This window comes from Tolypothrix sp. PCC 7712 (assembly GCF_025860405.1).
Lineage (GTDB): Bacteria > Cyanobacteriota > Cyanobacteriia > Cyanobacteriales > Nostocaceae > Aulosira > Aulosira diplosiphon.
This window is the reverse complement of the sequence record NZ_CP063796.1, coordinates 1-13,158: the sequence shown is the minus strand read 5'-3', so window position 1 is coordinate 13,158 and position 13,158 is coordinate 1. Positions and strand designations below refer to the sequence as shown.

Genomic DNA, 13,158 nt, shown 5'->3' with positions numbered 1-13,158 from the left:
AAATATTGCATGAATATATTAGACGCAAGATTTTTAACATAAAATCATAAATTTTCTTGGAATATAAAAGTAAATTCATATAATTAATCTCTGTCTGCATACCACCAAATAATATCTAATAAGTGTTCAATTGGCAATTTTGTGTCGCCATTATAAATATCTATTGAATACATGTCTTTATTATTCAATAATGTATTATTAGTATGACAGGCTTCTACAAAAACAACAGATTCTTTTATATCAAAATTGTTAACGCTATTACATAAACTATTTTCTAAGTAATGACGGTCAACATTCCTTAATAAACTTTCCTCCAATCCTACACGAAGTAGTAGCTCTGAAGCCGACCAAATAGGAAAATTAGCTCCTTGAAAATTTAGTGGGTTTTGAGTGACTATTGCATCAATATTCATCTTTTTAGCACAAACCAGTTCCTCAGCAGAATCAAAATCTGGTAAGGATAATTTACGAGCCTGCTCTTTTATACTGCTATCAATTTGGATAATATAACCATTCAGTCTAGACTCTAGTTCGCAGGCTAAGTCTGTTCCAGTAAATGTGTCTGTATAGCCATCTTCTAAACGAATACGCTTTAAACATTTATCAGTTATATAAAGCTCAAAATGCTGAGATTCATAATTTTTCAACAATAACAATTCAACATCTTCTACAAACCCATGACGATTTATAAAAAACTCTAACAATACATCAGCATCAACTAGAATTTTCATCTGTCGTGTACCTTGTAGTTATTCATACGTGAAGATGAGATTTTCATTGTTTATTTACCTCAGTCCCAGATTCAGATGTAAGGTGAGGCTCATCTGTTTGAGCTTTTGTATTAGTTCCCCACCTCTCACGTAGTTCGCGTAACTCTTGTAACGAAAAGCCTTTAGACTTAGGTTCTTCTTCTAGTACGGAAACATACTCCACTAAATCTGATACTTGACAGCCAAAAATTTCTGCCAGCTTTAGATATTTCTCTAACTGGTCTAGTCCATTTTCTTTTTCCCAATTCTGAATAGTGTTTGGGGTTACACCCACCAAAACTGCTAATTGTACTTGAGTTAGTCCTGCCTTTTCACGGAGGCTAGCAACCTTTGACTTTGGTCTAGAACGCATAGGTTGGTTTTTCTCCTTGTTCCCTGATTAGCTTATTTGTAGTTGAGTCAATAAATCAACCTCATAACACAACATATTTTAATTATAGTAAAAAGTCCAGAGAGTTATCGCACCAAGTAAACACACCAAAAAAAATTGGTGTAGAATAGAAGACAAAGTAAGCCCTATTCTAAAGGAGGTATATGAAAGCACAATTTTCTTTCGCACTACCCAATCCAGACAATGAATTTGAAAGCCTTGAGGAGCTATCTGACAGCCACTCACTTGAGATGTCTGACATTAATCAAAGTAAATCCGGAGAAGTACAGCATTATCCCTACACTCATAATTCTGAGAACAGAGTGGATAATAATCCGCTTAACGAGTTCGTCTCGTGGCAACAATTTTTTTCTCTACTACTCAAGACTGGGGGTTGGACAGTTGCTGTGTTGTTAGCATTCAGATTGGTTGTAATACCACTGCTGACGGCGGGTAATACTCCAGTAGCTTGTATTCTAGCGATCGCAGTTAGTGTTTTTTTGGTTCTCCGCGCTGTCGGTGCTTTAATTAGAGAACTAAAAAGATGAGACAGCAAAAGTAATTAGGCGTTTGAGTAGCATCTATACAAGAATTTACGCTAAGTCCATCTTTTAATAGCTGCACCTTTACTCTTTTTACTGTCTAAGAATTTTTTGCTGCTTTGCCACGGGCTGAGTGTTTACCACCGTCGTTGCTGATTAGGATCAGTCCCCAAATTTCGCTCAACCCGTTGCAGCTTAGTATTAGGGTGGCCGCCGAGATACCGATCCCCTTGGCGAATTCCCCAAACAGCTAAACTGAACCGATGGGAGCTATTAAGCCCTGCACCTCTCAGTTAAATCCGGGTAAATTGACCCAAATCCCTTATGCTGATGGGTGAGCGGTTTAAGCAAAACTCATGAAGGCATTTCTTAATTTGGATATGAAAGCCTGGCTCCGAAAGACTTTTAAGAGCCAATACTGCGTATCGCTGTTGCACGTCGCTCCTCCCAGGCTGGGGTGGCTCTTGGAGTAGAAAACAGAATGTTTAAAATAATACTTATTAACTTGTGTATGGTTTTAGTGGTGCTTCCTTGGTTCTGTCTGTGAGCGATCACGGTATTTATGCGCCACATTAGGTGTAGCGAAAAGGAATTCCCGCACCACATAGCAGCTGAAAGGCTTGTGGTTACAGTACATTTGGGGGAAGATCTAGTTTAAAGCATCTATCAGACAGGCCCGTGAAAGCCATCGCATCCAATTTTAATCCAGAGTCGCTGGCTCTGACCGAACCAGTACCGCTAACTATGCACCCGGCTGAAGTTTATATCAACAGTCTTGGTGAAGGTTCCCGGCGGACAATGCGGGAAGCGTTAAATGCGATCGCTCGGCTGCTGACCAATGACACTTGTGATGCAAGTACTTTGGATTGGTCAAAGTTGCGTTACCAGCATACTGCGGCGGTGAGGTCGGTGCTGATGGAGAAATACAGCCCAGCGATGGCCAATAAAATGTTATGTGCGTTGCGGCGGACGCTCAAGGAAGCTTGGCGGTTAGGGTTGATGTCCACGGATGAGTATGGAAAAGCATCTGATATTGATTCGGTGCGGGGTCAGAGTTTATTGAAGGAGCGCGAACTTGATGCTCTTGAAATTGCTGCGTTGTGGGATGATTGCATTCAAGATGATTCAACATTGGGTCGGAGGGATGCGGCAATGCTGGCAGTTTTGACGGTAGGGTTGCGTCGCAGTGAAGTAACGTTTCTTGATTTGAGCGATTTTAAGCTGCGTAGTCGGTCATTAACAATACGTGAAGCTAAGGGGCGCAAGGAACGAATTGTTTACTTACCTGAAGCTGGTGTGCAAGCTGTTACTGATTGGTTGTTGATTCGGGGGAAAGCACCAGGGGCGCTTTTTCATCCTTTAAATAAGGCACAGAAAATCATACCGAGACGGATGAGTGAGCAGGGGGTGTTACGAGCATTGCAGCGACGGGGGAAAAAGCTGATATGGATGCGTTTACACCTCATGATTTTAGAAGAACTTTTATCGGTAATCTATTGGATGCGGGTGCAGATATGTCACGGTAGCGAAACTTGCAGGTCATGCGTCGCCAAGTACGACAAGTATGATCGGCGGAGGGAAGCAGCCAAGAAACGGGCGATTGATTTGCTGAATGTTCCTTATAGTAAATGGAAAAAAAATATAATTAAGCTAGAAAAATTTGCAGACATTTTATGTTTTTATTAAAAGTAATTATTGTGATGGAGATACTAAATAGTAGACACAGAGTAGTATATGTTAGAAGATTTCACTAGAATTAGAGAATCAATCCAAGAAAATGATTTGGATTTTGTAATCCAAAAATTGAAAGAGGTTACTGAAGAAAACTCATCTCGGTTCCGTAACGAAGTTCTATTACATTCTGGCAGCTTAAAAAGCTTACAAGGAGACGTTCGTAGGGGTATTATAAATTCGGATCAAGGAAGAATTGAAGAAAAGAAAATTAGACTAGCTTTATTGGAACTGACTGACAGTATTGAACAGGAATTGGCATCAAAAAAAGTAATAGTTCCAGAGCCTGAATTTACAGCAAAAGTTGATGATGAGCAAATTCTTGAGGCTATTATCAACTCTACGGATAATTTTCTTGATATATATATGCTACTTAGCGCATTTTATTGTGCTCAAGCAGTGGCAAGAATTGAAATTCCAGAGGGGTCTCCTAAGGGAACTGGCTTCTTAATAGGGCCAGATTTGCTTTTAACCAATCAACATGTTCTAAAAGAGCAAAGCTATCTTGAAGATGCCGTAGCCCGTTTTGGCTATATGGCTAGTGTTTCCAACATTACTCCATTAACAGGTAAAGTAATACCAATACGACAAGATTTTTATTTTGCAAGCCCCGCCAAAGAATTAGACTATGCTTTAGTGCGTTTACAAGATAAGCCAATAGAAACTACTGTAGATGATCTCAGGGAAAAGTCAATAGCAGATTTGGGTAGTATTGGTAAACACATGGGTTACTTATTGTTACAACCAAAGCAGGTTATAGAATATTCACGAGTAAATATCATACAACATCCTAAGGGTGGCCCATTAAAAGTTGTTATGACTCAAAATTATGTCGTGCATACAACAGATTCGAGAGTCCAGTACGTGGCTGACACAGAGGATGGCTCTTCAGGCGCACCTGTCTTTGATCATAATTGGAGAGTTGTTGCCTTGCACCATAGTGGTAACCCATATCCTTCTGATCCATTATCTAGTGTTATTAAGAAGGTTGTTAAAGGACGATTTAGAGTTAATGAAGGTATTCCAATAGGTGCAATTTTAAAAGATTTCAAATCTAAAGGAATCGATCATTACCTTCCTGGTGAGTGAGAATGGTATATGTTGAGTAAACATATTTAAATGCTATTAACAAGCTAAGAAGCAAGTATGCAAGTAAGTACATCACAGACTGAGATTCTTCCCTCAATTCAAGCTATTATTTGGGTATTAATTGGTATTCTTTTAAGCTTAGTACTCCCTGTTGCAGTGAAAACTTTACAGCGCGCAAAGCTAGAAACAACAGATAAGCCTTCAATTTGGAACCGTATTTCAGAAGCTTGGAAAAGGTATGGTGGTAGTAAGTATTTAGGAATTTTCCTGGCTGCTACTTTGATAGCTATTTTTATTGTGCTTTTATTAGATTTGAAGTTCTACACTATTCGAGATGCAGCTCTTGCCGGCTTTGCTTGGGAATCCTTTGTTAACAAGCTATTCAGAGAATCCGAAAATTCTTAAATTTATCTCGGCTGTCACTTAAAAGGCTTGCTCGAAAACGCCAAAGCCAGATTGGGTAGCCGCCGCGTATCTCGGTGACTACCCTACATAACTGGGGTTAAATGAGCATCCGTGCGGAAATTTACGTTAAGGCTGTAACGCTTACTGGATAAGCATTCTGTCAATCGATATTTTTAGCAATTCTCAATGTACCAAATAACCTATAGATTATTTGATGCAACAATTTAATACGGCACAGCAAGGGTTTGAAGCTCCTAAATTTCCGAGACTTTAATTGGTACAGTTTTATCCGTGGCGATCACAGTATGAAAGTGGCTCATCAATTCTTAGCGTAACTTTCGGTATCACTGCTCATTTCACCCCTAACTCAACGCCTGTTGCGCCACCTAGTTGTAGGGGTAAAAGTGGGCAAGCTTTCCAAGTACAAGCATTTAAGTCAGGCTGGTAGTCAAGCCTACATAGATGCCATTGAACAAATTACTGCAAGGACTAAAATTGAGGTTTTAGATTGTTCGCTTGAGGCTCTAAAACAGGGTTTAAAAGATTTAGTCGAAGAAATCTCCAAATATAATAAAGAATAGCAAATGGTTCGCAATATAGTATCGCGAACTACTCTTGCTTTTCCACATCCTGTGAAAAGTCAGGGATCAATATACGGTAAAGATAGCTGTCTAACTAAACGACTTTTTAGATAAGGGATAAACGGTAAATGGGCTAAACTGGATATAAACAATTTCGTATTTAAAGAAATATTATTGCTAAAAAATTGGTTATCTATCCAACTTATAATAAAATAAGCGGAGATATCTACTGCAAATGGTAACATTATTAAATAAACTTCTTTTAATAAAGAAAAATTCTTTATGCTTAAAATATTTATTGTTTGATAAAATAAGAATAAGGTAGGTAGAAAAATAAAAATAAACAATTTAATTTCTAAATAAATTTTACTAAAACCAAAAAAGAAATTTAAAAATTGAATTACAGGTATAAATATTGGTGCTATCGCAAAAGGAATCAAAAATGTAAACATCAACATAATTCCTTTATAAAAACTAGTATTTACAGTTAAAAATGCTATTAATGTAAAATAAGCACAAAGAAAATAATTAATTAACAAATTTTTTAGTATAAAATTTTGATAATAAAATATTTCATAAATATTTGAAGCATTGCTTATTGCTTTATCTATTTTTTGCTCAATACTTAGTGGTTTAATTTCTTGTCCAAGGTATTTATCTATAGTAGATATAATTAATATTTTATTATCATTCCTTATAGATTCTACCAATTTTGCAAAAACACTATTTTCAAAAGTTTTTCTGATTAATTCATCATCTTTTTTATTTAAAAAATCATTAAATATTGCTGAAATACTAGATACATCTTTATTATTTTTAACATTAACATTCAATTCCTTAATAAAAAATTTATTGATAATATCACCAAAAGTTCCATTATAAAAAGTATTGTAAGTATAATCAAGGTTAGATTCTAAAAGGATAAGGTTTTCTAAACTAACTGAAGATTTCAAGAGATTTCTTAGTCTTTTATTTTTTAAAATAAATACTTGCAAATTATTAAGCTTTTCTTTATGAGTGATATCATTATTATTCTCAATATATAATGTTTTGGCTTTTTCTTCGTTGTCATATAGAACTGAGAAGATACTTGTTTCTTGTTGTTTTTTAAATTCTTGGCTATTAATATATTCTTTTAATTGTTGAATATAAATATCAACTGATTTATTGTCACTACTTTCTTCTAACATCTTATGTTGACTAATTGAGCTTAATGCTAAAAAATCAACGCTTAATTCATTTTGAGGAAACTGAACTTGTACTTTAAATTCTATTAATAAAGGGAAAAATATACTTACTGAACAAATCATTAATAGAGCAATAAAATAAATAATTAATTCTAAATATCCATTACTCTTATCAAGGATACTATATCGTTTGCCAACGTTAAAATCTTCAAAATATGCAAATATAAATAATATTGACATTAGAGAGAAAAGAAATATCCATATGTTTGAGAATGAATAAAATTGTTGAATTGGAAGAACCAAAGCAAGTAAAAAAAATACTATATTTACGAGTATCGCATAATAAAAAATATAATGTAATTTAAATAACCATAACCTTGGATAATTAAGTAAAAAATAGTGATCCCTTTCTTGTAAGAATTTAGGAAATATAATTATACTAATTGTTTTTTTGAAATTCTCTTTTAAACTATCTTTTATGTTTTTCATACTAATTCTTCATCAAACATTGTACGAGTAGATTTACTAATATCTCTAAAGTATTTCAATGAAATTTTATGAGCTAAAAATACTTCTAGCAAGTCTTTAGTCATAACATCTGTATCTGTATAAATAATAAAACTAGAAATACCTGACTTATCAATCTTTTTATAATTAACTTCCTTCAATAAAGATTCAAGTTCTTCTTTCGATAGGCTACAATCTATCTCATAACAATTTTTAGTTCTGTCCTTGCCGAAGTTTTTAACTGAATTGTTATATTTGGCTTGACCATTTTTTAAAAAGATAATATTGTCAGCGATTTTTTCAATTTCATATAAATTTTGCGAACTAATAATAATTGATTTTTTTTCTTTATAATAATTAGCAAAATCTCGTAAATCTTGTAAAAACAGCAATTGGGTATTAATATCCAAATTTGCTAGTGGTTCATCTAAAATTAATAATTTAGGATTACAAACAAGCGCTTGTGCTAAGGAAAATCGCATTTTATAACCACCAGATAGTTCACTCCACTTTGCGTCTCTATATTGTTCCAAAGCTAAACGATAAATAATAAATTCTACCTCTTCTTTATTGATTGATCCTGTAATTCCATGAATAGCTGCTGCAAAATGCAAATTATCAACTACTAAACCAGGCATTTTAGGTAATTCTTGAGGAATATAAGCTATTTGGCGCTTAATAGAACATATATCATTTTTACTATTAACATTTAAGCATGGATAACTTAAATGTCCACCACTCGGTGCTAGTTCTCCTGCAATTATTCTTAAAAGTGTTGTTTTACCATTGCCGTTTTCACCTACTACAGCAGTTATTTCACCTAAATTAAGAGTTATATTAATGTTAGATAATATAAACTTTGCAAGATTATTTTTATAAGATTTATAAATTTCTTTGCATTCAAATACAAATGAAGAATTGGATTTTTTTTGCGATTTTTGCTTTTCCAGAAATCGCATTTTTGCTATTTCAAGCTGAGTTGTTCCTTGATTATCATCATTCTGATATGGGTTATCATAGTTAATTTGTAATTGCTCAGATTTTGATAAAATTAAGCCTGGCTCTTCAAGATTATTTATATCTGGATTATTTAATTGCTGATTTGTTTTAATATATGTAGCAAATTCTAAAATTTGAAATCTTAGTTCTGTTAGCCTATTATTGATTGCATCTGTTACGCCATAACACCGCATTTCCCTAGATAATTCTACATATTTAGCTCGAATATCTATAATTTCAAATTTAGTTTTGCTGTTATCTAAAAAATTTTTTGCAAAATCCATCAATCGCTTTGTTGCGATGTCTAGCTCGTTTGAGGCAACTAAACTTTCAATTTCAGAGTACCTATCTTCAGAATCAAAGTTATTCATGGCTCCATTCAGATATTGTCTTTTAATGCAATAGAATTAACTAGTTTAAACTCTCGGTTATTATCTATAAATAAAACTTCGTTCAAGTTACTGCCATAACAATTGAAATGAATAATTTGCGGTATATGTTCCTCTAATGCTTGTAAAAAATCATTTGCTCACACAGCACAGTTACAACAAATCTCAAGTTGAAGGTATTCAGACTAAAAAAGTGTCGATTTTAATAAAGTATCGTTGTGAGAGTAAGAGCACTTTTTATATTTTACCATTTTTTAGTCAATTTTTATACTGTTATATACTAAGCAACTCTTAACTTATAGGCGGCGTAGCGGAGTGTCTGCCGCAGCCTGCTACAATCTGGGTAGCTCAACGAGTGGATTTGGTGGCAGTGGCAGACACCGCCTATCACAATTTGGTCATCCAGCGGGTAAAAGCACAGTGTAGCATTACACTAATGGGCTAAAAAGTGTAATGCAGACCCAGTTTTTTTAATTGACTGACAAACAACTGTGCTTTTACCGCCGTCGCCTAGAGTTAGGATCAGTCCCCAAATTACGCTCAACTCGTTGCAGCTTAGTATTAGTCCAACCAGTCTGCTGTTCAATCTTCTCCAAAGAAGTTTGTGCCTCATAAGGCAGACTCAGAGGAAAAAAGCGTGAATAAATCGTAAACAGAATAAAAAATGTTACCGGAGTGAAAAGCGAAACAAAAGCAGCCCTCGCCCAATTTTTAGCGGCCAAATCCACGGCGACGCTGTGGCTCAATTGATGGCTCGATATCATAGTCTTCATCTGCTTCAATTCCTCTCTCAACGGAGCAATCAACTTCTCTGTGTGGTTGGGGGAGGTATTGCTCCAATAATTGGAGAGATTGGTTAAGTTCTTCAATAGCTCTAGCTGTTGCAGCGACGTTTGATTTAAAGCACTCAAGGCTATCCCTAGCTGATTGCAACTCGTTGCTAAATTTTTGATATTCTCCGTGTGGTCGGCTTGGGTCTTCAATTGTTCCGCCGTCAGTTGACTCCATTGGTTTAGCTCTACCTGCAAATTTTCAAACAATAACTTCCAATCATTTGGTGCAGTTTCTGTCAGTTGTGCCAAATAACCGATGTACTGCACCAGCCGAAAAGCAGGGTCATCCTGCTTCATCCCAGAATCCAGCGCAAACCGCAGCACCTTAGCCTGAAATTCTGGTGATTTTTCTGACAGCAACCTATCTAAATGCGATACCCCACCATTACCCTTACCATTTGCGATCGCCATTACTCTAACCCCAACTCTACAGCAGCCTTAGAGAACTCAGTTTCAACCGCATCAATCCAGCCATAAATTCTAGACTGATTACTCAAACTGAAATCCTCATGCTCCAGCGCTTCTCTGAACGTTAGGTCTTTCGAGTCAATCAAATCAAAAATATCGTCATATAACTCAGGCAATAAAAGTTCAACAGCCCCCAAAGCTTCCACAGACTGCTTCACCTTAGAATTGTTGTAGCGAGTGAACTTATGCTCATCACCCCAATAGAGATTTTTCACCACAACATAATCAACCTTGTCGCCACAGAAATCTACCAACCGCTTCAACTGCAACAGACTATCCTTCACCCTTCCCAAAACCGACACCATCGTGATGCGATAACCCAAACGTTGGGCATTTTGAAATAAAAAAATATCCTTAGCCACCGACTCAAAATATTCCGCAGCCCCAGCAGGCAGATCCACCAAAGAAACTTGAGGAGAAAAACACTTCAAATCATCCTGCAAAGCATCAGCACCACCCCGCTGATTTAGTTTGAGTGTTCGCACCCCGGGTTCTAACTTATTGTAGTGACGATAAAGCTGAGGATTTGACTTGTCACATTCATAAGCAATGCAGTTGATATTTCTGTGACGGTAAATATCAAGGAGAATCCGCGCCACCACACTTTTACCCGTTCCTCCCTTATCACCAGTAACTAACACCAACCGCCCAGTTGATTTTGATGGAGTACTTGGTTTTTCTAGAGTTACTCCATCAGCTAATTGCTTAGATTTAACTGCCATTTACAAATCCTCATCTCTAATCAATTCAGGTTGAAAAGCCAACCCAGAATTATTTTGATTTGGGCTGACTTTCACATCCAAAGGTTGTTTAGTAGTTTTAGAACTCGCAGTCGAAGTTGATTTAGTCTTGGCAGATGCAGTTTTAGATTTTGATTGTGGTTGTGATTTAACTTGAGATTTTTCAACAGACTGAGAACTTCTAGACTCAGTTACAGAATTTTCACTCTTACCCGATTCATCAACAACTTGTGTATTGCTATTCTCAGCAACTGTAGAAGTGACAGACTTTTTGCGAGTAGACTTCTTGATATCGTTGAGTAAATAACGGATACGTTCAGCACTGATATTGATATCCAAGCCTGCCAAAGTTTCAGAAACTTCTTGGTAAGAATAGCCAAGACGAAGCACTCGTTCAATTTGACGACGCATCTTTTTAATAGCTGCGCGAGCCGGAATCTCATCCAATTCCTTAGTACCCAAAGAGCGTAAAGCCGAAAGAGCTTCAGGAATTTTAGATTTAGGAATACTATCTTTAGTCACGAATAAAATCCAACTAATGTAATTGTTTAAAACTTTGCTTCTCCAATAAGCATCTATCTAAAGACAGGTATAATCTCTGACTAAAATTAATTAATAAACAGCAATAGATATTAACTTAAATAATTGAACCTTTATTACCAATAGCTTGTAAGATAACTCACAAAGAGTTAATCACAGTAATCAAAAAAAATTACCACAGCTATCACTGTAAAAATTCACCATGCCAACCAACGGCTAATTCGCACATCCGTTTGATTGGCAGTAGCAGCCCAATACGCACTGTGTCCCCACACTGGCGGCCACCCTACCCCCTCCTGCCTTGCCCGAAAATGGGTAAGGAGCAAGCCATGCCTAAAGCTTCGCTTTACCGTCGCTGCGCTCGGTACGGCAGGCTTGCCAAATGGGGAAGTCTCCCCCCTTGGAACCCCCCTCAAGTTGTTGCACTTTGTCAGGAATGACATCATGAACAAGCGTTCTTCTCAGTCACTCGTCCGCACCAGAAGGCTACAAGCACTATTCAGCCCCATTGAATACGAGATGATTCGCTCAAAGGCAGAAGACGCGAGCATGAGCTTGGCAGAATTAACAAGACGCTGTTTATTACTGCGACCAATCCCTCCACCACCGCCACGACTCGGTAGAATTACTCTTGCCACATACCTAGAACTTTCGCGCATTGGCAACAACATCAACCAGTTGGCTAAAGCCACAAACACCGCCATCAAAATGCAACTGCCACCACCAGCAGATCCAAAACTATTAAACGAACTCCTAGAACTGCTACGACATTGCCAACGAGAAATTGCCAACACCTTTATTGAAGAAGCAGACGAGGAAACAGATGATTGGCAACCAGACTAAAGGGCGAGGATTCCGGGGACTCCTTGACTATCTGCAATCCCAAGAAGATGCCAAACTCATTGGTGGCAACATGGGCGGTAACAACGCCATTGCACTGGCCAGAGAATTCAAAATCTCCCGTCAACTAAACCCCGAAGCCGACCGAGTAGTGTACCACGCATCATTATCATTGCCAGAGAACGAGCGACTAGACGATGAAACCTGGAATGAAATCGCCAATCGCTACCTCGAAGAAATGGGCTTTGACAGCAACCAGTACGTAGTCTGCAGACACAACAACACCCAACACGACCACATCCACATCTGCGCCAGCCGCATACGTTTAGACAACGGCAAGATAGTCCATGATAGCTGGGACTACAAACGCAGCGAAACTATTATTCGCCAAATCGAACGAGATTACGGCTTACAACCAACTCTAGGTAGCCACGAGAAATTATCGCGCAACCCAAGTATTGGGCAACAAAGACGGCTAGAGCGAGAGCAACAAGAATATCTTAAAGGCGATCGCTCAACGCCACAAGAACCGCCCATCAAACAACAACTCCAAGAACTCATCGACCGCGCCACCGCAGACTCTCCCACAATGCCGCAACTAATCGAGCGACTGCAAATACAAGGTGTGAAAGTTCGCCACGGACTAACACGCAATGGTAAGAGTAAAGGCATCTCATACTCCATGAAAGACCAGCAATTTAGTGGCACAACTTTGGGTGCAGCTTACACATTCCCTGGATTGCAAAAACATAAATCTGTTGACTACCAACCAAAACGCGACGACCAACGCATTATTTCACTGCTATTAAATCCTGCTAAATCCACACAACAACAAACGCAAATTCAACTCAACCAACATCAAGAAAAAACCCAAGAGCAACCCGAACTTAACTCCTGGCAACAAAAATATCAGCAACTATCACTAGCACTAACTGCAACTGCATTGTCGCCTGACGACCGGGATAAAAAAATTATCTGCCACCTACTAGAACAAGAAGAACCAACTGAAGACATCAAAGAAACTATCAAGCATGGTTCAATCCCACGCACCCAAGCTGAATTAGAAGAATTACTCAATTTGGTAATAGATGAATTAGAAGAAGAATTAGAAGAACAGCTAGAACAACCAAGACGGCGGGGATTAAGCCGATAACTCAACAGTATTCC

Annotated in this window: 14 protein-coding genes; 7 read left to right on the top strand and 7 right to left on the bottom strand. The window is 37.4% G+C overall.

Annotated features, from left to right (window positions below; translation table 11 throughout):
- Positions 1-83 precede the first annotated feature (83 nt).
- Positions 84-731, bottom strand: coding sequence for a PIN domain-containing protein (locus HGR01_RS40965; protein ID WP_045874894.1), 648 nt, complete (start codon positions 729-731; stop codon positions 84-86).
- A 43-nt stretch (positions 732-774) separates the two neighbouring features.
- The gene (locus HGR01_RS40960) at positions 775-1,122 is read right to left on the bottom strand and encodes a helix-turn-helix transcriptional regulator (RefSeq protein WP_045874895.1); all 348 of its coding nucleotides are present in this window, start codon (positions 1,120-1,122) and stop codon (positions 775-777) included.
- A 182-nt stretch (positions 1,123-1,304) separates the two neighbouring features.
- Between HGR01_RS40960 and HGR01_RS40955 the strand changes: the two genes are divergently transcribed.
- The 5 genes from HGR01_RS40955 (at position 1,305) to HGR01_RS40935 (ending at position 5,488) form a co-directional block, all read left to right on the top strand.
- Entirely contained in the window at positions 1,305-1,688 is a 384-nt protein-coding gene (locus HGR01_RS40955; RefSeq protein ID WP_045874896.1) for a hypothetical protein, read from the top strand.
- Positions 1,689-2,360: 672 nt separating this feature from the next.
- Positions 2,361-3,368, top strand: coding sequence for a tyrosine-type recombinase/integrase (locus HGR01_RS40950; protein ID WP_309227674.1), 1,008 nt, complete (start codon positions 2,361-2,363; stop codon positions 3,366-3,368).
- Between the two features lie 48 nt (positions 3,369-3,416).
- Entirely contained in the window at positions 3,417-4,502 is a 1,086-nt protein-coding gene (locus tag HGR01_RS40945) for a trypsin-like peptidase domain-containing protein (protein WP_045874897.1), read from the top strand.
- Between the two features lie 57 nt (positions 4,503-4,559).
- Positions 4,560-4,907, top strand: a complete 348-nt coding sequence (locus HGR01_RS40940) for a hypothetical protein (protein WP_045874898.1) — start codon at positions 4,560-4,562, stop codon at positions 4,905-4,907.
- Between the two features lie 404 nt (positions 4,908-5,311).
- Positions 5,312-5,488 (top strand): hypothetical protein, encoded by a 177-nt coding sequence (locus HGR01_RS40935; RefSeq protein ID WP_155539685.1) that lies wholly within the window; start codon positions 5,312-5,314, stop codon positions 5,486-5,488.
- Between the two features lie 59 nt (positions 5,489-5,547).
- On the opposite strand, the gene HGR01_RS40930 is transcribed toward HGR01_RS40935, so the two are convergent.
- The 5 genes from HGR01_RS40930 to HGR01_RS40910 form a co-directional block, all read right to left on the bottom strand.
- Complete coding sequence (locus tag HGR01_RS40930; RefSeq protein WP_155539686.1) at positions 5,548-7,164, bottom strand: hypothetical protein; 1,617 nt, start codon at positions 7,162-7,164, stop codon at positions 5,548-5,550.
- Positions 7,161-8,552, bottom strand: a complete 1,392-nt coding sequence (locus HGR01_RS40925) for an ATP-binding cassette domain-containing protein (protein WP_052335485.1) — start codon at positions 8,550-8,552, stop codon at positions 7,161-7,163. The genes HGR01_RS40930 and HGR01_RS40925 overlap by 4 nt, the downstream gene beginning before the upstream one ends.
- A 515-nt stretch (positions 8,553-9,067) precedes the next feature.
- Positions 9,068-9,814 (bottom strand): DUF6753 family protein, encoded by a 747-nt coding sequence (locus HGR01_RS40920; RefSeq protein ID WP_052335486.1) that lies wholly within the window; start codon positions 9,812-9,814, stop codon positions 9,068-9,070.
- Positions 9,814-10,593: a hypothetical protein gene (locus HGR01_RS40915; RefSeq protein WP_045874900.1), complete on the bottom strand. Its 780-nt coding sequence runs from the start codon at positions 10,591-10,593 to the stop codon at positions 9,814-9,816. The genes HGR01_RS40920 and HGR01_RS40915 overlap by 1 nt, the downstream gene beginning before the upstream one ends.
- The gene (locus HGR01_RS40910) at positions 10,594-11,133 is read right to left on the bottom strand and encodes a hypothetical protein (RefSeq protein ID WP_052335487.1); all 540 of its coding nucleotides are present in this window, start codon (positions 11,131-11,133) and stop codon (positions 10,594-10,596) included.
- Between the two features lie 462 nt (positions 11,134-11,595).
- On the opposite strand from HGR01_RS40910, the gene HGR01_RS40905 reads away from it, so the two are divergent.
- A complete protein-coding gene (locus tag HGR01_RS40905; protein ID WP_045874902.1) occupies positions 11,596-11,994 on the top strand; it encodes a plasmid mobilization protein in 399 nt (132 codons plus the stop codon).
- Positions 11,975-13,144: a relaxase/mobilization nuclease domain-containing protein gene (locus HGR01_RS40900; protein ID WP_045874903.1), complete on the top strand. Its 1,170-nt coding sequence runs from the start codon at positions 11,975-11,977 to the stop codon at positions 13,142-13,144. Before HGR01_RS40905 ends, HGR01_RS40900 begins: the two co-directional genes overlap by 20 nt.
- Positions 13,145-13,158: the final 14 nt, after the last annotated feature.

Bases quoted from the DNA above. Each gene is read 5' to 3' on its own strand.
- HGR01_RS40965 (WP_045874894.1), bottom strand. From the start codon at position 731: ATGAAAATTCTAGTTGATGCTGATGTATTGTTAGAGTTTTTTATAAAT.
- HGR01_RS40960 (WP_045874895.1), bottom strand. From the start codon at position 1,122: ATGCGTTCTAGACCAAAGTCAAAGGTTGCTAGCCTCCGTGAAAAGGCA.
- HGR01_RS40955 (WP_045874896.1), top strand. From the start codon at position 1,305: ATGAAAGCACAATTTTCTTTCGCACTACCCAATCCAGACAATGAATTT.
- HGR01_RS40945 (WP_045874897.1), top strand. From the start codon at position 3,417: ATGTTAGAAGATTTCACTAGAATTAGAGAATCAATCCAAGAAAATGAT.
- HGR01_RS40940 (WP_045874898.1), top strand. From the start codon at position 4,560: ATGCAAGTAAGTACATCACAGACTGAGATTCTTCCCTCAATTCAAGCT.
- HGR01_RS40930 (WP_155539686.1), bottom strand. From the start codon at position 7,164: ATGAAAAACATAAAAGATAGTTTAAAAGAGAATTTCAAAAAAACAATT.
- HGR01_RS40925 (WP_052335485.1), bottom strand. From the start codon at position 8,552: ATGAATAACTTTGATTCTGAAGATAGGTACTCTGAAATTGAAAGTTTA.
- HGR01_RS40920 (WP_052335486.1), bottom strand. From the start codon at position 9,814: ATGGCGATCGCAAATGGTAAGGGTAATGGTGGGGTATCGCATTTAGAT.
- HGR01_RS40915 (WP_045874900.1), bottom strand. From the start codon at position 10,593: ATGGCAGTTAAATCTAAGCAATTAGCTGATGGAGTAACTCTAGAAAAA.
- HGR01_RS40905 (WP_045874902.1), top strand. From the start codon at position 11,596: ATGAACAAGCGTTCTTCTCAGTCACTCGTCCGCACCAGAAGGCTACAA.
- HGR01_RS40900 (WP_045874903.1), top strand. From the start codon at position 11,975: ATGATTGGCAACCAGACTAAAGGGCGAGGATTCCGGGGACTCCTTGAC.